Here is a 21,366-nt window from a genome sequence, read left to right as displayed (position 1 = left end):
CAGACGAGGTTATTTTTAGTACAGAGTACGGATGAAGGCATGAAAATAACCGGACGTTGACTCAGGCATGGCCTGCCGAAAGCGTACGACCGGTTATGTTTTTTCCCTCGAGATAAGCCTCTCTGCCTGCGTTAATGCACCGGCAGACTCTGCTTCTTCAACAGATCCTCGATTTCCTGCTTCTGCTGCTTCGTGCTGTCGAGGAGCGGCCTGCGTACATATCCGCCTTTGTAGCCCTGCAGGGTGGTTGTATGCTTCAGTCCCGCAATTCCATACGTGTCCGTTACCGCTGTATTGATTGGGAATACGGCCTGGTACAGGTCGCGCGCTTCCTCCACCCGTCCTTCTTTAAATAAAGTAATGATCCGCGTGCATTCGTTCGGATGGCTGTTCGCAAGCGCCATTATGGCTGTATCAATGCCAAGCGCAAGCGCTGGAAACAAAGCAGAGGCGGTGCCGACCATGATCGTGAAATCCTCCGGCAGCTCGCGCTTGAACGTGGCTAACTGCGGCACATTCCCGCTGCTGTCTTTCATGCCGATAATGTTCGGATGACTGCTTAATCGCTTCAGCAGCGACACGCTGACGTTTATATGCGTAAACTTCGGTACGTTGTACACGAGAATCGGAATCTCGCTTTGGTCGGCTACTTCGGTGAAATAGGCGGCCAGCGCTTCGTCTGACATTGCTTTTCCATAGTAGAACGGTGTCAGGATCAGCGCGGCGTGGGCACCGATTTTCGCGGCTTTGTTCGTAAGCGCGATCGTCTCGCGCGTGGATTCCATACCGGTGCCGGCCAATACCGTACGTCCCGGTTTGGCGTGCTCGACGGTTTCTTTAATGAGCGCCAGCTTTTCGTCTTCCGTCAGATAAATCGTTTCACTGTTGGAGCCGAGTGCCAGGTACCCGGACAGATTGTCTTCGTTCCATTTTTGAATATTCTCCCGGTAGCTTTCCAGATCCACGTCTCCGTTTTCTTTAAACGGGGTAATAACCGGAGGAATAACCCCCTGCAGTGTAAAATCCGCCATCTTTACTCCTCCTCTTTTCGTTCTGTTTTATTTCAATATGGTGCGGCAGCCGCCCAGCACCTCGTCTGCGAGACGCAGGGAAAATGTATCCCCGTCAGCGACAGGACCAACGCCTTTTGGCGTGCCTGTAAAAATCAAATCTCCTTCTCCGAGTCCGAAGGAAGCTGCCGTGTAGTCGATAATATGCTGCAGATCAAATATCATCTGCCGGCTGCTGCCGCGCTGGACTTCCGTCCCATTTTTAATCAGCGTAAATTCCATATCTTTCAATGCTTCTACTCCGGGAAAGTCAATAAAAGGAGTCACGGGAGCGGACGCAGGAAATCCTTTCGCCCGCAGCCACGGATGGCCTTTTCTTTCAAGGTGGACTGGACGTCGCGCAGCGTAAAGTCGAGCCCGAGCCCAAGTCCGTCAATCAGCTCGTCGGCACTCATACCTTTTTCGTAGGTTCTGCCGATGCGAATCACCAGCTCCGCTTCAAAATGCACGGCTCCTTGGTTTCCCGGCAGCTGAATCTCCCGGCCGTCCGCTTCCACCCAGGAATGCGTCGGCTTCAGGAAAAGCATTGGTGCTTCCGGCATTGCATTATTTAATTCGGACACGTGCTCGGTATAATTGCGTCCGACGCAGTAAATATTTTTCACGTTTGTCATTGTATCCCTCTTCAGCGTAAATTTTGTTAAATGGCTCCTATGTCACGCAGTGCCGTAATTTCCTTTTCTGAGAGTCCATAATCCTGCAGCACTTCCGAGGTGTGCTCTCCCAGCTGCGGCGGTGCGGTTTCCATCTTCACATTAATGTTCTTGTATTTAATCGGGTTGCGGACGACCTTCATCCGCCCGACAACAGGATGATCCGCTTCCTGCGTCATTTCCCGGGCCTTTACCTGCGGATGGTCAAAGACCTGCTCGACGTTATTTACCGGGCCGCAGGGAATCGCATGCGAGGACAACAGCTCCTCCCATTCGTCCGCTCCCTTTTCGGTAAATACATCTTCGAGAAGGCCGCGGAGCTCTGCCCGGTTGGCAACCCGGTCCCCGTTAGTGGCAAATTTGGCATTGTCTTTCCATTCCGGATGTCCCATTGCGTCAGCCATCCGGTAAAACAGACGGTCATTGCCCGCCGCTACCATAATTGGCTTGTCTTTGCATGGGAACGTTTCGTACGGAGTAATGTTACCGTGCGCGTTGCCGACCCGCTCGGAGACGTGTTCATTCAACAGATAGCTGCTTGCAATGTTGCCGAGCGAGCTTACCTGTACGTCCAGCAGAGACAGATCAATGTGCTCGCCTTCTCCTTCGTTATCGCGGTGGCGGAGCGCAGCCAGCACCCCGATCGCTACATAGTGGGACGTCATAATATCTACGACCGGCGTTCCGACTCTCGTTGCCTCTGCGCCGGGATGCCCGGTGATATCCATTAAACCACCGACGGCCTGAATGACCGGATCATAGCCGGGCAGATCCTTATAAGGGCCCGTCTGGCCGTAGCCGGTGACCGAGCATAGTATAATATCCTCTTTCACGCTTTTCAGCGTTTCGTAGTCGAGGCCGAGGCGCTCGAGCGTCCCCGTTTTGAAATTCTCGATTACGACGTCCGACTCTTTCACGAGCTGCTTGAAAAGCGCGACGCCTTCTGTATTTTTTAAATCAATCGTCATTGATTTCTTATTACGGTTGGCCGCCAGATAATACGTGCTTTCCTCTTCGATAAACGGCCACCAGTGCCTGATGTCATCCGACCCGTTCGGTGCTTCGACCCGAATGACTTCCGCACCCAGGTCAGCAAGCTGCATGGAACCTAAAGGACCTGCCAGCACCCTCGATAAATCGAGAACTTTTATACCTTTCAATGGCTTATTCATTTCCGCATCACTCCACTAAAATAGACTATAGTGCCTTTACGAGTCCGCCATCGACGACGAAGGTCTGGCCGGTAACATACGTATTCGCGCCGGAGCAGAGGAAGACCACCTGCTTGGCGAATTCTTCCGGCTGCCCGTAGCGTCCGATCGGAATCGACTTTTCCGTCGCTTTGCGTACGTCATCGTACGTTTTTCCCTGCTTGTCCGCACGGATAGTATCAAGCTGCGCTACGCGCTCAGTGTCGATACGTCCCGGACCGATGGTATTAATGAGAATATTATCGTCCGCTACTTCCTGAGACAGGCTCTTCGCCAGACCGACAATACCGGCGCGGAACGTGTTGGAGAGAACGAGATTGTCGAGCGTCTGTTTAATGGAGGAGGAGGCAAAATTAATAATCCGGCCGCTCTTCTGGCTGCGCATATGCGGCAGTACTTCGCGGATCAGGCGGACAAAGCTCAGCAGATTTAAATGAAAAGCCGCCTCCCACGCCTCATCTTCGAATGCTTCAAACGTGCCGGCCGGCGGCCCGCCTGCATTGTTCACAAGTACGTCCACCGTGCCATGCAGCTCCACTGCTTTTTCTACGAGTGCTTTAATCGAAGCGGCATCGGTAATATCGCACACCTGATAATGAACGTTCTGGTTATTTGTTTCCTTTTTGATTTCTTCGACCGCTTTCTGAAGCTGTTCTTCATTCCGGCTTGATATCAGTACGTTTGCGCCTTCGCGCGCGAATTCCAATGCCGATGCTTTGCCGAGCCCTTTGCTTGAAGCGGTAACAACAACTGATTTGTTTTGTAAATGCAGATCCATAGAAACATCTCTCCTCTAGTATGATGATTACTGTTTTTTTAAATCTTTAACTTTATTCGTAAGCGACGTAAATCCTTCGATCCGGCACTCCACTTCATCGCCGTCCTGAATATGAATCGCTCCGGGTGTACCGGTGGAAATAATGTCGCCCGGCTTGAGTGTCATGACTTTGGAATGAAATGACACCAGATTCCAGGGGGTAAACGTCATGTTGGAGACGACGTTCTCACGGTGAACGCTGCCGTTAATAACGGTTGCTACTTTCAGGTCGTCGACGTTGTCCACTTCATCGACCGTCACCAGCTCCGGTCCAACGCTGAAAAACGTATCAAAGCTTTTGGAGCGGGTTAAGTAGCGCGGGTTTTTCTCCAGAATGTCTTCTGCCGTCATATCAATAATCATCGTATAGCCGGCTACGTAATCGATCGCCTCGGCTTCGGATACGTCTTTGCACGTCTTTCCTATAACGATGCCGAGCTCTGATTCCGCGGTCGTCCGTTCGGACTGATGCGGGATTTCTATCGTGTCGCCCGGACCGATAATTGAGGTGATCGGCTTCATAAAGCTTGCCGGCTCCGTGCTCGGGGCTTTTTCTTTTAAATCCGCGGCGTGGTCCTGATAGTTCAGGCCAATGCCCCAGATTTTACCGGGTGTTCGGAGCAGCGGGCTGTACGTATCGGACGCCGGCTGCGCTAATGCCTCCAGCTCCTGTGGATTCGACTGCACCCAGTCGCGGAGTTCCGTCATTTTTTCGGAAACAATCAGATCTTCCACCCTGGTTGGAAAGAACGTCTGGTGTGTCTCGTTAATGTCCTCTATTTTGACCTGCTTGCCTTCTTTTAATACGATAACGCCTTTGTCGGTATCATTTTCGCGAATCGAAGCGGTTCTCATTACAGCGGTCACGTCCTTTCTCATTTCCTTATGGCCGAAGCAGGCGGCGGGAGAGCCTGCCTTCGTCTGTAAAACTAAGCGTAAAGTGCTCTCCTGTATCAAAGCTTAACCGCTGGCTCTCCATTTCCTGAAGCACGGCCGGGCTGACATACAGCCGGTGCAGGTGAAGCGTATTCGGGACTTGAATGTATTTTAGTGTATCGGTATCTTCTGCGCTCAGGCTGTTCAGGGCGGTTTCAACGGCTTTCTGTTCCGTCTCATAAATAAATGGAATCATCGCCCGGCGCAGATAGGTGCTCGTCAATGCGTTCGTGTAGGTGGTGTGCCGGTCGATCGTGTCAAACAGCGCCTGAGTAATAAAATCGACGAGTCCGACGCCCTGGGCGTTGCCGAAGGATTCCTTTGAAAGCTCGAGCGCGGCGATCCGCCTGATAACAGGCGATACCGGTTCCGGTACTCCATCAATCCGCCAGCGTCCGATAATATTGGGATCCATTCCGGTACCGCTGTAGTTTTTGCCCATTTCCTCCACGATCAGCACGTCCAGCTCTTTGACCGGAAGCGAAGGCATCAGCTGTTTCGACAGTTTCAGCAGCTCCGCTTCTTCCTCAAACCACTGTTCCTTTCGCACCGCTTCAATGATGGCTGTCTGGTCAAACGCATTTTCCACAATGCCGATGCCCATGATCGGCGGCGCCTTCTCCAGGCATGTCCGGCAGATATCTTTTATATTTCCTTCCATCTGCAGAGAGCCGTGGCTGTGGATAAAGGCAGCCCCTTTTATTTTCCCCAGGCCGATGGCCACCATTTTGCTTAGTCCGCTTTCCACGCTGCCGCGGAACGCGGTGTGGGCCTTAATTCGGTTGATAGCAATAATGCCATCAGCCTGATAGGCGTTTTTGTCCATATAGGCGGGAATGCCGTTTGCGGTATCCGCCACATGTGCCACTTCCATTGAAGAGAGAATCTCCGCGCCGGACGTTTCTTCGGTGATGCCTAAATGCTCGAGCACGCTCCGCTGCCCTTCCGCGGTGGCGCCGCCGTGGCTTCCCATCGCCGGCACCAGAAACGGCACACAGCCAAACTGCTTTACTGTTTCAACCGTGTACGCCAGCATTCGGTCGATTCCATATATCCCCCGGCTTCCCGCCGTAATAGCAATCCGGCTTCCGGCCGGAAACTGCTGTTCCTGCAGGTGAACGCCGACTTCTTCTTTTACAGCTGCTTCGATATCCTCGAGGCGCTGCTCCGGAAACTGCTGGGTGATTTCAATTAGTTCCATAGCCTGCCGCCTCCCTTTCTGCCTGCAGCCCGAGAATATGCTGAACGCTCGCATCCGCTGCCGTCAGCACCGGCGTATTTCCGGCAGGTATGTGCCGGGCAGTATGCGTCATGCTGTATTGAGAAAGAACGATCACATCGACCTCTCCCTGCACATCCTGCACCATTTGATAAATGCGCGCGTCATGTCCTGCCTTGTCTCCGCGGGCGAGACAGTCCATCGCTTCGGTATCAAGCTTTGTGTGAATCACCACGTCCGGAGCGAGGCTTTTTAAGTAACGTTCCAGCGGCGGCGGTGTTTCTGCGACGGTGGAAATTAATCCTACCCGCGGGTACGCTGCCGCCTGTTTCATGACGCCCTCATCAGAGCGCAGCACCGGAACCGTAGTAAGCGGCTGAATCAGGTCGCGTGCTTCGTTAAACGCCGAGCACGTCAGCAGAATCACATCCGCCTCTTCTTCTTCCGCGCGGCGGCAGAACTCCACAAACCGGAACAAAATAGAAGAAGAGAGCGTCTGCTGTTTTTTTAACAGTGATAACAATGTTGTATCCATCATATGATGAAGCTCCACTTCCTCCGGCACTGCCTGAAAGGCGTCTTCAATAGGCTGCAGCGACGATTTCAGCGCATGCACGCATACGACTTTCATGGGGCACCCCCCTTTCGGTTACATAGTCAGATAGCTGATTCCATAAATAACAACGGAGACGAGTGCGCCGGTGACGAGTACATAAGGCGCGTTCCACATCCCGACTTTGAACGGTGAGCGGTGCAGCAGCGTGCCAAGCGTTAAATTCAGCGCTGCCACCGGCGATACAACGGTTGATAATGACCAGCCGGCCATTAAAGCGAGCGCAAAGGCTTCTACGCTTATCATCAGATCAGCCGTCGACACGCTGGCTCCGATTAAGGAAACGGTCAGAATCTGGTGAATACCGCCCGCACCGAGCAGCACAATCACTCCAATCGTCACGACAATGACGAGCAGCGGAGACAGCTGGTTGAGTGACGCAAAAAATGATGCGATAAACGGCGAGACCGGCGTGGTTTCCACCATTTTGGCGAAAAAAGCCGCCGCGATGAAGAGCACCGCTTCATTATGAATATTCGGAAGTATCGTGTTTTTATAATGCTGCAGCGAATGGCCGAATGCTTTTACTCTGTTAATGCATATAGACCACATGATCGGGTACGCAATCGCAATCACGCTGATCAAAACGACCAGATTAATATCCAGCAGCCGCTCGAGAATGAAAATACCGGCAAACATTCCGGCGAATACAACTAAAAGCTCCAGCCCTTTACCGGCGGTAACCGGATAGGCCTTGGCTTCGAGTTCTTTGTCCACCGCTGCCGCCGTTTCTTCCGGTTTCGGCGGCTGTTTGATAATCATCAAAATCGAAACGGCGGTACCAATGAATACAAGCAGCAGCCCCCAGAAAATAAAGGGAAAGATAGGCAGCCCGAGCATGCTCAGCACGATGGCCACGCCGGCAAAGTAAGGCGACCAGCACATCGCAAGCGTAAATCCCTGCGATACCGCTTTTGTATAAAATTTAGGATCCTTTTCAATTTCACTGTGAAACAATTCGAAGGAGATACGCACCGAGCCCAGATTCATAAAAGAGGAAAGCACGCTTGTTAAAATAACAATGTTCGAAAATATTTTCACCGGCGTTTTTAAAAACCGATGAACGATAAGCGAAATGTATTCTACATAGCCGCCGTTTTTTAACGGATAGGCAAATAAAGGCACAGATACAAACAGCGCCACCAACGGCAGATTCTCGATCAGCGATTCCCGCCAGTACGTGAATCCGAGATCCTGAGCGAAAAATACAATGTGGCCCGTGATAAGCAGAATGCTCGTCATGATTTTAGGAAAAAATGCCATAAAGGGCAGTGAATAAAGGATCAGCCCTCCGGTCAAAATCATCAGCACCTGTTCTCCCGGCCAGCCGGTGAAGCTGAAAACAATAAAAAGTATAGTCAGCGTCAGCAGCAGATATCCTCTGGAAATCGATACCCGTGCCGGCCACTTGTTTACTGTTTCCATCAGCCTCCCCTCGTTTTCTCCTCCTGTATGACTCTGCCATTCTCGGTTTCAGCCGTGGAACGCAGGGCCGGAGGCATTAAAAAATCAAAGTCGCAGCCTTGATCGGCCTGGAGCACGTGCTCCTGAAACAGCTTTTTGTAGCCCCGCTCTGCCCCGACCTGCGGAGGGACGAACTGCTCACGTCTCCGGCTCAGCTCGGCTTCGTCTACGAGAAGCTCAAGCTCGCGCGCTTCCACATCAAGCCGGATCGTATCACCGTTTTCTACGAGCGCAAATGGACCGCCGACGGCTGATTCCGGTGACACATGCAGTACAATCGTTCCAAAGGCAGTTCCGCTCATCCGGCAGTCCGAGATGCGGACCATGTCCCGCACGCCCTGCTCAAGCAGCTTTTTCGGAATTGGCAGCATGCCCGCTTCCGGCATGCCCGGGGCTCCGCGCGGACCGGTATTTTTCAATACGAGAATATCTTCTGCTTCAACATCCAGATCTGGATCATTTACTTTCTGTTCCATATCCGCCGTCGATTCAAATACAACCGCCCGGCCTTCATGCTTGAAAAGCGATGCCGAAGCGGCTTTGGGCTTGATCAGCGCGCCGTTAGGGGCAATATTTCCCGTCAGCACAGCGATTCCATCTCCTTCATGAAGAGGATCGGAGAGCGGGCTTATTACGTGGCGGTAATTCGGAGATACCGTTATATCTGCAAGGTTTTCCTTCAGCGTCCGGCCGGTAACCGTGAGCACATCCGTATGCAGATAGGTTTCCAGCTCTTTCATCACCGCCCGGGCACCGCCGGCGTGGCTGAATTCCTTCATCTGGTATTCGCCTGCCGGACGGAGGTTCGCGATAAACGGCGTATCTTTTCCAAGTGTATCAAACCGGGAGAGCGGCAGTTTGATGCCGAGCCTGCCGGCAATCGCAGTCAGATGGATCACTGCATTTGTCGACCCGCCGACGGCCATAATCATCCGAATTGCGTTGTCGAACGCTTTTTCCGTCATAATGTCGGATGGGACAATATCCTCTTCTACCAGTTTCACGATCTGCTTACCCGCTTCCTGCGCCTCCGCCAGCTTTCTATTGTCGGTTGCAAGCGTCGCCGCGCCGCCGGGCAGCATCATGCCGAGCGCTTCGGAGACGACTGCCATCGTACTCGCACTTCCCATTACCATACAGTGACCGGCGGAAGGAGCCAGTGCCTGATTAATGTCATCGAGCTCTTCTTCCGAGACGCTTCCGCTTCGATACTCCTGCCAGAAATAACGGCAGTCCGAACAGGCGCCGAGCGTCTTTCCTTCGTATTCTCCGTTATCCATTCCGCCGCCGGTAATCATAATGGAAGGGATATCAGCACTTGCCGCTCCCATCAGCTGGGCGGGCGTCATTTTGTCGCAGCCTCCGATTAATATGACACCGTCCAACGGCTGGGCGCTGATCATTTCCTCTGTGTCCATCGCAGCCAGGTTCCGAAACATCATCGTAGTCGGACTCGTAAAGCTCTCGCCAAGCGAGATCGTTGGAAACTCCAGCGGAATGCCGCCGCCCATCAATACTCCCCGCTTTACGGCTTCGATAATGGGACCAAAATGGGTATGGCATCGATTCACCTCGCTCTGTGTGTTGCAGATGCCGATCGTCGGCTTTTCCCAGTCTTTTTTCGTATGGCCCATATGGCGGGCGAACGCCTGCCTTAGAAATACGCTGAATCCTTCATCTCCATATGAAGCGGTTTGTTTTCTGTCTTTTGCCATAAGCGTGCATCCTCTCTGTTACATTGACTTGCTGCGTGACAGCTCGATGATTCCTTCGGTTACCTTCGTTCCGTCTTCCTTCGATACTTTCAACGTAAATAATTTCTCTTCTTCTGTTTCTGCCGGCATCCATTCTATAAATAATGCTTCCTCAAGGAATACTTTGCCGGTGAACCGCGTTTGAAAATACGACACGTGCCAGCCGTTCTCCAGGAGCGGAATAAAAGGAATAGACGTGCACGCCATCGTCAGGAGACCATGCACGATGACGCCGGGCAGGCCGTTTGCTCTGGCCTGCTCCTCATCTATGTGGATTCCATTTAAATCACCGGAAGCCCGGGCATAGGCCTGTACCTGTTTCTTAGTAAAGCCGGGCACTTTCATACAATGCTCATCGATGCTCGTACTATTCATTCCGGCACTCCTTCCACGTGACGCCCGGCTGTTTTCCAGACGAGGACACGTTTTGAAATAAACACGGTATCAGCGGCGCTGTCTTTCCCGATCTGTGTCAGGTAAATGAATGCCATTTTCCCGCTTTTTCCATTTTTACGGACGACCTTTTCTATTTGCTGCGAACACTGCAGTATTTCGTCCACTGCGAGCGGCCTGCGGTATTCGTATTCCTGCTCGGCGTGAATCATGCCGGCATCCGGCCAGGTCAGCCCCTGAATTTCCCCAAATGAAAAACGAACGCACAAATGTCGGCGGGACATGACCTGCTGCTTTGTCGTAAAAACCAAGGGCCTGCTTAAATTGTTCTACTTTTTCATTAGACACCTTATTTTCAACTATTGTTGAGGGTACGTTCAGAAAATCTTCCCAATACATGACGAGCTTCATCCTTTCTGCCGTATAAAAAAAGGAAAAGGCTGTCAGCAGCAACAGCCTTCACTTCATTGGAACAAATGTCCTGTATTAGTCAAGAAGACCTTCTTCCTCATAATATTGTTCTGCACCCGGATGGAATGGAATGTCCCCGGATCCTTCGTCAAAATTTTCTATTTCAAACTGCTGGAACGTCTCGTGGCTGGAATGCAGGTCTTCAATGTTTTCCCACATAGCTTTCGTAATATCGTAGGCTACTTCATCGGACATGGAAGCATCCGCTACAATAAAGTTCTGCATCGCTGTGGTATGCACGTCTTCTTCCTGGCCTTCATAGGTTCCGGCTGGAATGGTTTCATCAATATAGAAGTCATACTCATCCAGCATTTCCTGACGCTGTTCATCGTCAATGCTTGTCAACACACCGTTAGCTGTGCTGATCATTTCGCTTACAGCCGAAGTCGGCACACCACCGTTAATGTTAGCCCCGACCACCTGATTGTTTCTCATCAAATCCGTGGCTTCCGGGAACGCACCGAAGTTGGCATTAATATCATCAAACGTCAGATCATACGCCCCGAGAATATGCTGGGACGCAATTTCCGTTCCACTGCCTGTTGCTCCCGGTGCAAAGTTTTCGCCTTCAATATCAGCGATCGATTCAATCCCTGCATTTTCACGCATTACGACATGATTGTAGTTCGGGTAGACACCGGCAAGAATGCGTACATCTTCGTACTGCTCTCCTTCAAATCCATTTTCGCCCTCATAGGCATCCTGGAGGATGTTACCCATTACAAATCCGGCATCTGCTTCCCCCTGCGCCATAAAAATCATATTCTGCACGCTTCCATTGGAAGACTGTGACGATGAGGATACGCCGTCCACTTCATTGGACCAGAAATTAGCAAGCGTTGCTCCAAGCGGGTAATACAGACCGGTCTCACTGGCTGTCGCCAGGTTGATGTGCGTATCTCCTTCTTCGCCTTCATTGTTTGCTTCCCCGTCTCCGCCATCGAGACCGCCTTCACCGGACGCGTCGTTTCCGCCCGCTTCTTCTTCCCCGCCGCCGTTGCCGGACTCTTCTCCTCCGCCGCCTCCGCAGCCTGCTATTAACGCCAGTCCTACTGCCATGGTTACTGCTGGAAATACTCTCTTCGTAGACATCTTTTTCATCATAAAACTCCCCTTTTTCTTTATAATGTTGTGAAACTTAAAGATTTACTCTTTCACTGCCTGACACAGGATCTGCTGACTCTTTCGGCTGTTTCGCCTGGATCGGCTTCACTTTCTGCCAAACCATAATACCAATAAGCAGGGCAATACCTACCAGGTCCCATATAAACGTTGGCTCCACAAGAAGGAAAGCGCTGACAAAAAGAATGAGACGCTGTATGACACCAGCTCTGGTCAGCAACCAGCCCTGCAGGCCTGCCGCCAAAGCGATAACACCAATCGTTGCTGTAACTGCGGCGAGAATACTTGCCGAGTAGCTGGCGCCGTCAAACAGCAGCACCGGATTGAATAGGAAGAAGAACGGAATGATAAAGCCGGTTATTCCGATTCTGACTGCCGTGAGCGATACTTTGTTCGGTGAAGCGTTGGCTATACCTGCAGCCGCATAGGAAGCAAGCGCCACAGGCGGTGTGATATTTGATAATGCTGCGAAGAAGAAAGCAAACATATGCGCAACAAGTACCGAAGCACCCAGTTCCACAAGAAGCGGTGCTGACACGGTCGCTACGATAATGTACGCCGCTGTGGCGGGCACGCCCATTCCCATAATAATGCTGATCACCATCGTGAAAATACCGGCGATCAACAGGCTGTCTCCTGCGAGATTCAGTATGTTATTTCCAACCACCAGGCCGAGACTTGTAAGAGTTACCGTTCCTACAATAATACCAACAATCGCCGTTGCGACACCTACTGCTACAGCCGCCTTACAGCCATCTTCAATCGATTGGATAATTAATTTAAAACTCATTCTGGTCGATTTTCTAAACGCACTGACCAGAACAGTGGCAAACAGTGCAAATACCGCGGCATACGTTGGCGTTGTACCAATAACCAGTAAGTAGACTAAAACAGCCAGCGGTACAATTAAGTGTCCTTTGCTTTTCAATACGCCTATGGCGGAAGGAATATTTTCTTTGCTTATCCCGGACAATCCCAGGTTTTTCGCTTCAAAGTGAACGACCATAAATACGGTGACGAAATACAGCAGGGCCGGAATGACAGCGGCGAGCATAATCGTTGTATAAGGTACACCAATAAACTCTGCCATAATAAAGCCGGCTGCCCCCATAACAGGCGGTGCGAACAATCCACCGGTGGAAGCAACAGCTTCCACCGCGCCGGCGAAATGTTTTTTGTAGCCTGTTTTTTTCATCAGCGGAATGGTGACGGTACCGGTCGTTACGACGTTTCCAATCGCACTTCCGTTTACCATGCCCATCAGACCGCTTCCGAGGACGGCTACTTTTGCCGGGCCGCCGGCGGTACTCCCCGCTATAGTAAGGGCCAGATTGTTAACGAAATCGGTAAAGCCGCTGTTTTTCAAAAAGGCTCCAAACAGTACGAACATAAACACAAAGGTGGTGAACACGCCGAGTGCAATACCGAAGATTCCCTGGGCGCCCCAGAACATGGTGTCAATTGTTCTTGTGATCGTAAAGCCGCCGTGGCTGAATGTCCCCGGCATGTACGGTCCTGCGAAGATATATGTGAGGAAAACCGCTGCGATGATGGAGAGCGTGTTTCCAACAACACGTCTGCTGGCTTCGAATAGAAACAGTGTTCCAACGGCTCCCATAATAAAGTTCCAGTCTGTCCGGTGGAAGCCTCCCCATTCTCTGGCAAACGTTTCATAAATAGAGACGAAATAAATGACGGCGGTTACAGAACCAATAATACAAATGAAGTCCCAGACCGTGGGCAGCCTTCGCGCTCCCCTGCTTTTCTTTGAGGCGGGAAACAGCAGAAAAGCCATTAGGAAAAGAAAGCCAAGCGTATAGGCTCTAAGAATAAGAGCCTCCATGGCTCCGAAGCTGTTGAAATATACGAGCATGAATGCCCAGGCGATACAAATGGCGGTAATCACCCACTTCATAAAGCCGGTATAGCTTCTCATCTTGCCTTCTTCATCCAGAATTTCCTTCTGCTTATGCTGCTCCTCTTCCATTGCTGCTGTACTTTTATCACTCATGTTCATGTCCCCCTTTCGATTGTGATTTATTTTATTCGAACGGCCATGCGGGCAGTGTTTTACGTAACGGTTTGTCTTCGTTGTACCCTAAGGCGTAGCGTGCCTGCATCACTGTATGAATTTCCCGTGTACCTTCATAAATCACAGGAGCTTTGGAATTCCGCAGGTACCGCTCCACCGGATATTCGTTGGAATAGCCGTAGGCTCCGAAAATCTGAACCGCGTCATTTGCGGCTTCGTTGGCAAAATTACAGGACTGCCATTTGGCCATCGAGGTTTCCCTTGTATTCCGCTTCCCTTCGTTTTTCAGGCTGCCTGCTTTAAATACGAGTGCGCGGCTCATCTGCAGGCCGGCTTCCATATTCGCAATCATCTGCTGAACGAGCTGATGTTTTCCGATTTCTTTGCCGAACGTTTTTCGTTCATGGCAGTAGTTTACGCTTGCTTCAAGTGACGCCATAAGAAGACCGCATGCACCTGCCGCTACAGTGAATCGGCCGTTGTCGAGAGCGCTCATCGCTATTTTGAATCCTTCGCCTTCTTCTCCGATCAGGTTTTCTTTCGGTACTTTAATATCCTCAAAGAATATTTCACCGGTGTTTCCGGCACGGATACCGAGCTTTCCTTTAATCGCTTTGGAAGAAAAACCATCCATGTTCCGATCGATAACAAATGCCGATAATCCTTTGTGGCCGGCGCTCTTATCCGTGTAGGCAAATACGAGAAAATGATCGGCGTAATCACATAAAGAAATCCATGTTTTCGATCCGTTTAAAATGTAGGAATCGCCGTCTTTCACGGCAGTGGAGTTCATCGCCGCTACGTCTGAGCCGGCATTGGGTTCCGTTAAGCCGAATGCTGCGATTTTTTCGCCTTTGGCCTGCGGTGTAAGTATTCGTTCCTTTTGTTCTTCTGTTCCCCATTGGAGAAGGGTCATGCTGTTTAATCCGGTATGCACAGAAACAGCGGTCCGATAGGCGGTATCTCCGCGTTCCAGCTCTTCACAGGCAATGGCAAGCGTATTGTAGTCCATGCCGCTGCCGCCGTATTTTTCCGGGATGCAGATGCCCATCATCCCGAGTCCGGAAAGCTTTTCCAGAATTGCCGGCTGGAATTCCCCTTTTTCATCCCACTGCTGGATATAGACAAAATATCCCGAAGCATGTTTACCATTACCTGTTCGTCTGAGTAGTTAAAATCCATCAAATCGCTCCCCGTAATCGTATTAGTAAAGCGCTTACATATTTTAGGTAAAAAGAAAACGCCGGTCCTCTCCTGGTTACTCCATGCAGAAAAATCGTGCAGGAAGACAGAGCGGACTGGCGTTTGGATCCGAGATTCACTTCCGGCAAAAGAAGCGAGTCGAAACTTAACAATCCATAATCATCTTTAATAGTTATAATGATAGTCAATACAGCTTTACATGTCAATTGAATTTGAATACTCTTTCTTTTTTAAATCACACATTGGATCCAATCCAGCCATTAGGCGTCTTTTGGCACCGGTCCGGCTTCCATGAGAAGTTCCACTAAATGCACAGCCCGCTGTCGTGCCTGCCCGCTCGGCTCCGTACTTCATCTGCAGCAGGCAGCCGGGATTGGTCGTGACAATCGTGGACGTCTTTGTGCTGCCGGCATCTTTCATTTTCATGTCAAGAATCTTCATGGATGATTCATGCTGCACAAGATTATAGACACCTGCCGATCCGCAGCAGAAGTTGGGATCGTTCATCTCCTCCAGCTCAACGCCGGGAATCGCCTGCATGAGCGAACGCGGCGCGGCGGTGACACGCTGCACGTTCGTCATATGGCAGGACGGCTGGTAGGTCACACGTTCTTCTACCGGTTTCGTAAAACGAAGGCTGTCGAGCTCCGCCAGCACCTGGGTAATGTCTTTTACCTTTTCCTTGAATGCTGTGGCACGTTCATGCCATACGGTTCCCTCTTCAAAGAGATGATCGTAGCGGACCATCTGTGCGCCGCAGCCGCCGGCGTTGTTTACAATGTAATCTACCTCCAGCTCCTCAAGCATTTGAATGTTCTGTTTCGCCAGTTCCACCGCTTTATCATGCCTGCCTGAATGCGCATGGAGCGCACCGCAGCACGTCTGCTCTTCCGGCACGACAACACCGGCTCCGGCTATCGCCAGCAGCTCCATCGACTGCTCGTTGATGGTAAAGAACATGCTGTCCATTACACAGCCGGTAAAAAACGCAACCCGTGCTTTTTCGGGCTGCTGCGCCGGACGGTAAACCGGACGCGCGCTGCGCTCTTTCGGAGACGGCTGGGGCGGCAGTACCTTTTCAAATTCTCCCATCGCAAGCGGCGCCAGCGTGGAGAGCCGCAGCTTCTGCGCTGCCTTCTGCAGACCGGTTTTCTGGTACAGCCAGGTCAGGTTGCCAACTGTATTCATTCCGCCTGTTGAAGGGATCAGCGTATCGAGCAGAGAATGCTCCAGTGTCCGCTGCAGCACGGGCTTTTGTTTATTGTCTTCAATCACCCGTTTTGCGCCTTCCAGCATCTGGTCATACTGCACGTTGGTCGGGCAGACGGGCATGCACGCCATACAGCCGAGGCACTTGCCGACCGGTTCCTCGAGCTCCTCGAGACCGATCTTCCCTTCTGCCGCCAGCTTCATGAGCTGGATCCGGCCGCGCGGCGAATGCTTTTCCGTTTCCATCGTTTCGTACGTCGGACACGCAGGCAGGCAGTAGCCGCACTGCACGCAGTCAAAGGACTTCTCGTAGTTCATTCTCTCTTTCAGCGTACCTGGGTTACTCATCCGTTAACACCAGCCTCTGCCCGGGTTCGGCGAATATTTTGCCCGGATTCATAATCCCGTTCGGATCCCAGGCGTCTTTAATGCGCCGCATCATGTCAACACCGACCGCCCCGAGCTCTTGTTCCATAAACGAAGATTTCATCGTGCCGATGCCATGCTCCCCGGAGAGCGTCCCCCCGAGAGCTATCGCCGCTTCGAAAATCTCCCCGACCGCCTGCTCCACCCGCTTCATTTCTTCCTGATCACGTTTATCACAGAGAATATTCGGATGCAGGTTGCCGTCACCGGCATGACCGAAGACGACGAGCGACACGTTATATTTCTCCTTGATTTCGGCAAGACGCGCGGTCATTTCGGGGATCCGGCTTCTTGGGACCGTTGCATCCTCCGATACTTTCGTCGGCTTAATTTTGGCAATCGCCGGCGACACCATTTTTCTTGCTTTCCAGATGGCGGCCGCAGCGGCCGGAGTTTCCGGCTCAATCACCTGCAGGGCATCAAGCTCTTTCATAATCGCACTCACCTGCCTGGCTTCCACCTGAATAGAAGGCTCATTTCCGTCCAGCTCAATCATGACAATCGCCGCTGCATCTGTCGGCAGACCGGACGGCTGATAGGCTTCCACCGCCTGCGCACAGGCCTGATCGATAAATTCCATTTTTGCAGGCAGAATGCCGGAGGTGAGCGTTTTGGAGATCGCTTCTCCGGCCGTTTCCATTGAGGCAAACGATGCCATAATTGTCTGTACGGCCGGCGGCTTTGGAATCAGCTTAAGCGTTGCTGCTGTAATCACCCCGAGCAGACCTTCCGATCCGACAATCAGCTTAGTCAGGTCAAAACCGGTGACATTTTTGATCGTACTGCCGCCGGTCTGCATGACTTTCCCTTCCGGGGTCACGACTTCGAGCCCAATAACATAATCTTTTGTTACCCCGTACTTCAAGCCGCGCGGACCTCCTGAATTCTCGGCCAGGTTGCCGCCGATCGTGGAGACATGCGCACTGCTTGGATCAGGGGGATACATCAGCCCGTGTTTTTCAGCTGCCGCATGAATAGCCGAGGTAAGGGTTCCCGGCGAGACACGGGCCGTTAGGTCGCCAGGTGTCACTTCGACAGAAGACGGCCACTGGCTCATATCAAGCACAATGCCTCCCTTTACCGGAAGCGGCCCGCCGCTCAGACACGTTCCCTGTCCGCGCGGCGTGACCGGGACACGATACGAATTCGCCGTCTCCAAAACCGCGACTACTTCTTCGGTACTGCGTACCTGTACGACCGCCTCCGGCAGAAATTCCCCGAACGAACCGTCGTAGCTGTAGCTGTGCCGATCGGCCGTGCCGGTCTGAACACGATTCTTATCAATCCGCTGCTGCAGCGCTGTGATCCATTGCGCTTCCATAGCCTGTCCTCCTTCGTTCTTCGTCAAGTCGTCTCACGATTTCTTTACCAATTTCCAGACTTGCGGTTGCGGCCGGCGACGGGGCGTTGCAGACGTGCAGACTGTTGCGGCCCGGCACAATGTAGAAATCATCGACCATTTTTCCGTCTACGCTCAACGCCTGTGCACGGACTCCTCTTGGCCCCGGCACTAAATCCTCGGCCCGTACTTCGGGCAGAAGCTTCTGCAGGTTCTTCACAAATCTCTTCTTGTTCACCGAACGGATCATTTCTCCGGTCCCTTCTTTCAAATACGGACGCGCCAGCTTCCAGAAGCCTTTATAGAGCAGTACTTCGGACAAGTCCTTCCAGTTAATGTCGCTTTTCTTGTAGCCCTCACGCTTAAATCCGAGCACCGCGTTCGGTCCGGCATCAACATTGCCGTCAATCATGCGGGTAAAGTGAGCTCCCAGAAATGGAAAATCCGGATTAGGCACCGGGTAGATCAAATTGCGCACCAGATGGCGGCTCGATTCCACAAACTTGTAGTACTCTCCGCGGAACGGCACAATTTTCACATCCAGATGATAGCCCGCAAGCTTAGCCATACGGTCGCTCTGCAGGCCGGCGCAGTTGATTAAGTACTTCCCTTCGACCCGCCCTTTGTCAGTATCAACGGTAACGCCTGCATCATGCTCCTTGATTCCCGTTACCGCCGTTCCGCTTTTCACTTCGGCTCCTGCTGCCTGAACGAGTTCCGCAAGCTTGTTTGATACCTGCTTGTAGTTAATGATACCGGCGGTCGGCACGTGAATGGCGGCAATCCCGTTGACGTGGGGTTCTTTTTCATGAAGCTCTTCCTTATTAAGTCTGCTGATATTCAGTCCGTTTTCGAGGCCGCGCTCGTATAGATCGTTTAGGAACGGCAGCTCCTTTTCTTCCGATGCGACGATGACTTTGCCGCAGATATCGACATCAATACCGTGCTCTTCAGCGAAGATACGCATCGATTCATTACCCGATTTAGCGAGCCTTGCTTTTAAACTGCCCGGCTTGTAGTAGATGCCGGAGTGAATCACCCCGCTGTTATTTCCGGTCTGGTGCGAGGCGACCTGCTGCTCCTTTTCCAAAATAATGATCGAGGCTTCCGGTTTCTGCTTCGTTAACGCGTAGGCGGTCGATAATCCGACAATGCCTCCGCCGATAATAATATAATCTGCCATACTGTTTCCTCCTTTAATGGTCTACTCTCGTGTCTCCCAGTTTGCGCCGGGCATTCTCAAGATGGGTCCGCATCGCCGTGCGGGCCGCTTCCGGATCGCGCCTGCAGAACGCCTCATAAATAACCTGATGCTCTTCGTATACTTCCTCGCGTTTCTCCTGCCTGCCAACGTTCTGCGAAAGCGAATAGTCGAGCGCCTTCTGCAGAAGGCCGCTGACGTTGTTCATCGTCTGTTCCAAAAACGGATTGCGGGCCGCTTTTAAGATCACGCGGTGAAAGGAAAAGTCGGCCTGTGCTCCTACTTCCTTCTGATCGGCTACCGTTTTGGAAAATTCCTCAAGCGCCTCTTTCAGCTCTTCTTCTTCTGCCGACGTGTGGCGGACAGCAGCAAAAGCCGCTGCCTCCACTTCAATGACGCTCCGCATTTCCAGAAGATCATGGACTTCTTCAACTTTTACGACGTCATACGGAATCTGCTCAAGCATATCAACGAGCGGCACGGCATTCACGCGGCTCCCGCCGCCCTGTCTTGATTCGACAATACCGCTTGCTGACAAAATACTTAGAGCCTCCCGGATCGGCGCCCGGCTCACACCGAATTGGCGGGCAAGCTCCATTTCGGACGGCAGCTTTTCCCCTGCCGGAAATTCTCCGCTTTTGATGTTGTCTTTAATCCGCTCCAGCACTTGGCTGGATACCTTTTTGCGATCGATAATGGAATCCATTGGGTACCTTCCTTTCTTTTAAAATGAAATAAACTTGTCATGTTGTATGACAAGTTTATCACATTATTCAGCAAATTCAGCAATTAATTTCTAGTTATATTGTAGTAGAAATAGTTTTAATTGAAGTAAAAAATTCTTTCGCTGCTTTCCCCTGCTCTCTTGAATGGGAACTGGAGTCTTTCATTCCTCCAAACGGAACATGAGGTTCAGATCCTGTTGTTTCACCATTTACTTTTATCATTCCAGCATCTACTTTATCAGAAAAAATAACTGAATTTTTAATATTATTTGTAAACACTGCTGCACTCAATCCAAATCGTGAACTTTAGCCTTAGTGATTGCGTCTTGTAATCCAGATGTTTTCATTAGTACAATTACCGGTCCAAAAATCTCCTCTTCAACAATTGCCATACCTTCTTTTCCATCTTCAAAAAGTTGGCTCGATATAAAATCCTTCTTCTCGTAATTCATTAGTTAAAGATTTTCCTTCATATATTAATTTCGCCCCTTCTTTTTTTCCTTTTTCAATATAGGCAAGAACGGAATCATATTGACTTTTTGTAGCGACCGGACCCATGTATGTGTCCTCATCCATTCCATTTCCTACTTTTATCGCTTCAATGTGTTTAATTATTTTTTCTTTTGTTTTTTCATAAATTGATTCTTGAATATACACACGACTAGTGGCAGTGCATTTTTGACCTGTATGTTTCATCGCTGCATCTACTGTCATTTTTGAAGCTTGATCTAAATCAGCATCTTCCAATATAACTGAGGGGTTTTTCCCGCCCATTTCCAGTTGATATTTAATTCCTCTTTCAACTGCTCCTATCGCAATTCTTTTCCCTGTTGGATTAGATCCTGTAAAAGAAATTCCCTTGATATGATCGTTTTCGACTAAACCCTCTCCTATAATGGAGCCTTTTCCTGTTACAGCATTTAATACACCAGCTGGCAGGCCTGCTTTTTCGAACACTTCCACAATTTTTAATCCAGTAATCGCTGATTCCGAAGCCGGTTTGAAGACAACTGTATTTCCATAAATTAAAGCAGGCGCTATTTTCCATATTGGTATAGCAATAGGAAAATTCCATGGAGCTATTATTCCTACCGCTCCTAGAGGAACTCTTTTCGTGTAAAGCATAGTTTCACTATCCGCTGATGGAATAACCTCTCCTATTTGCTGCATGCCTTCTCCGGCATAATATTTCAGAATAGCTATGCTTCTTTTCACTTCTCCTTTTGTTTCAATAAATGTTTTACCCATTTCTTTAGTAGCTGTCTCGGCAATTTCTTCAACCATTTTCTCCATTTCTTCAGCTGCTCTGTATAAATAGCTGCCTCTCTCTATATAAGATAAAGAAGACCATGCTTCAAAAGATTGATCTGCAGCTATTATCGCTTCTGAAAGATCTTCTTTTGAAGAGCTTTGAAAGTTTCCAACTGCTTCTAATGGGGCAGCCGGATTTCTACTTTCAATAGTGTTTCCATTCAAAGCTTCTTTCCAGCTTCCATTAATAAAATTAA

At 50.7% G+C, this 21,366-nt stretch carries 17 protein-coding genes and 3 pseudogenes; all 20 read right to left on the bottom strand.

Annotated features, from left to right (window positions below):
- Positions 1–131: 131 nt before the first annotated feature.
- The gene (locus tag MMY81_RS19310) at positions 132–1,031 is read right to left on the bottom strand and encodes a dihydrodipicolinate synthase family protein (RefSeq protein WP_252314126.1); all 900 of its coding nucleotides are present in this window, start codon (positions 1,029–1,031) and stop codon (positions 132–134) included.
- Between the two features lie 27 nt (positions 1,032–1,058).
- Positions 1,059–1,684 (bottom strand): annotated as a pseudogene (locus MMY81_RS19305) (fumarylacetoacetate hydrolase family protein).
- Between the two features lie 26 nt (positions 1,685–1,710).
- Positions 1,711–2,895, bottom strand: coding sequence for a CaiB/BaiF CoA transferase family protein (locus tag MMY81_RS19300; protein ID WP_252314125.1), 1,185 nt, complete (start codon positions 2,893–2,895; stop codon positions 1,711–1,713).
- 25 nt (positions 2,896–2,920) lie between these two features.
- Positions 2,921–3,712 (bottom strand): SDR family oxidoreductase, encoded by a 792-nt coding sequence (locus MMY81_RS19295; RefSeq protein ID WP_252314124.1) that lies wholly within the window; start codon positions 3,710–3,712, stop codon positions 2,921–2,923.
- Between the two features lie 27 nt (positions 3,713–3,739).
- The gene (locus MMY81_RS19290) at positions 3,740–4,618 is read right to left on the bottom strand and encodes a fumarylacetoacetate hydrolase family protein (RefSeq protein WP_252314123.1); all 879 of its coding nucleotides are present in this window, start codon (positions 4,616–4,618) and stop codon (positions 3,740–3,742) included.
- Between the two features lie 16 nt (positions 4,619–4,634).
- Entirely contained in the window at positions 4,635–5,888 is a 1,254-nt protein-coding gene (locus MMY81_RS19285; protein WP_252314122.1) for a nickel pincer cofactor-dependent isomerase, group 22, read from the bottom strand.
- Positions 5,875–6,537, bottom strand: coding sequence for an aspartate/glutamate racemase family protein (locus MMY81_RS19280; RefSeq protein WP_252314121.1), 663 nt, complete (start codon positions 6,535–6,537; stop codon positions 5,875–5,877). The genes MMY81_RS19285 and MMY81_RS19280 overlap by 14 nt, the downstream gene beginning before the upstream one ends.
- Before the next feature lie 18 nt (positions 6,538–6,555).
- On the bottom strand, positions 6,556–7,944 hold the full coding sequence (locus MMY81_RS19275) for a hypothetical protein (RefSeq protein WP_252314120.1): 1,389 nt from the start codon (positions 7,942–7,944) through the stop codon (positions 6,556–6,558).
- Complete coding sequence (locus tag MMY81_RS19270) at positions 7,944–9,698, bottom strand: dihydroxy-acid dehydratase (protein WP_252314119.1); 1,755 nt, start codon at positions 9,696–9,698, stop codon at positions 7,944–7,946. Before MMY81_RS19270 ends, MMY81_RS19275 begins: the two co-directional genes overlap by 1 nt.
- A gap of 18 nt (positions 9,699–9,716) precedes the next feature.
- Positions 9,717–10,112 (bottom strand): MaoC/PaaZ C-terminal domain-containing protein, encoded by a 396-nt coding sequence (locus MMY81_RS19265; protein WP_252314118.1) that lies wholly within the window; start codon positions 10,110–10,112, stop codon positions 9,717–9,719.
- Entirely contained in the window at positions 10,109–10,414 is a 306-nt protein-coding gene (locus MMY81_RS19260) for an FAS1-like dehydratase domain-containing protein (RefSeq protein ID WP_252314117.1), read from the bottom strand. Before MMY81_RS19260 ends, MMY81_RS19265 begins: the two co-directional genes overlap by 4 nt.
- A 202-nt stretch (positions 10,415–10,616) precedes the next feature.
- Positions 10,617–11,705: a TAXI family TRAP transporter solute-binding subunit gene (locus MMY81_RS19255; RefSeq protein WP_252314116.1), complete on the bottom strand. Its 1,089-nt coding sequence runs from the start codon at positions 11,703–11,705 to the stop codon at positions 10,617–10,619.
- 34 nt (positions 11,706–11,739) lie between these two features.
- A complete protein-coding gene (locus MMY81_RS19250) occupies positions 11,740–13,734 on the bottom strand; it encodes a TRAP transporter permease (protein WP_252314115.1) in 1,995 nt (664 codons plus the stop codon).
- Positions 13,735–13,765: 31 nt separating this feature from the next.
- Positions 13,766–14,937 (bottom strand): annotated as a pseudogene (locus MMY81_RS19245) (acyl-CoA dehydrogenase family protein).
- Positions 14,938–15,153: 216 nt separating this feature from the next.
- Positions 15,154–16,515: a (Fe-S)-binding protein gene (locus MMY81_RS19240; protein WP_308215404.1), complete on the bottom strand. Its 1,362-nt coding sequence runs from the start codon at positions 16,513–16,515 to the stop codon at positions 15,154–15,156.
- The gene (locus tag MMY81_RS19235; protein WP_252314114.1) at positions 16,508–17,914 is read right to left on the bottom strand and encodes an FAD-binding oxidoreductase; all 1,407 of its coding nucleotides are present in this window, start codon (positions 17,912–17,914) and stop codon (positions 16,508–16,510) included. Before MMY81_RS19235 ends, MMY81_RS19240 begins: the two co-directional genes overlap by 8 nt.
- Positions 17,874–19,115, bottom strand: coding sequence for an L-2-hydroxyglutarate oxidase (lhgO, locus tag MMY81_RS19230; RefSeq protein ID WP_252314113.1), 1,242 nt, complete (start codon positions 19,113–19,115; stop codon positions 17,874–17,876). The genes MMY81_RS19235 and lhgO overlap by 41 nt, the downstream gene beginning before the upstream one ends.
- Positions 19,116–19,128: 13 nt before the next feature.
- Positions 19,129–19,839 (bottom strand): FadR/GntR family transcriptional regulator, encoded by a 711-nt coding sequence (locus MMY81_RS19225; protein WP_252314112.1) that lies wholly within the window; start codon positions 19,837–19,839, stop codon positions 19,129–19,131.
- Between the two features lie 94 nt (positions 19,840–19,933).
- Positions 19,934–20,149: an aldehyde dehydrogenase family protein gene (locus MMY81_RS35530; RefSeq protein WP_374562360.1), complete on the bottom strand. Its 216-nt coding sequence runs from the start codon at positions 20,147–20,149 to the stop codon at positions 19,934–19,936.
- Positions 20,146–21,334 (bottom strand): annotated as a pseudogene (locus MMY81_RS19220) (aldehyde dehydrogenase family protein). The gene MMY81_RS35530 and the pseudogene MMY81_RS19220 overlap by 4 nt, the downstream one beginning before the upstream one ends.
- Positions 21,335–21,366 lie beyond the last annotated feature (32 nt).

This window comes from Sinobaca sp. H24 (assembly GCF_023845525.1).
The sequence above is the reverse complement of the archived record's forward strand: the minus strand, read 5'-3'. Positions and strand labels throughout refer to the sequence as shown.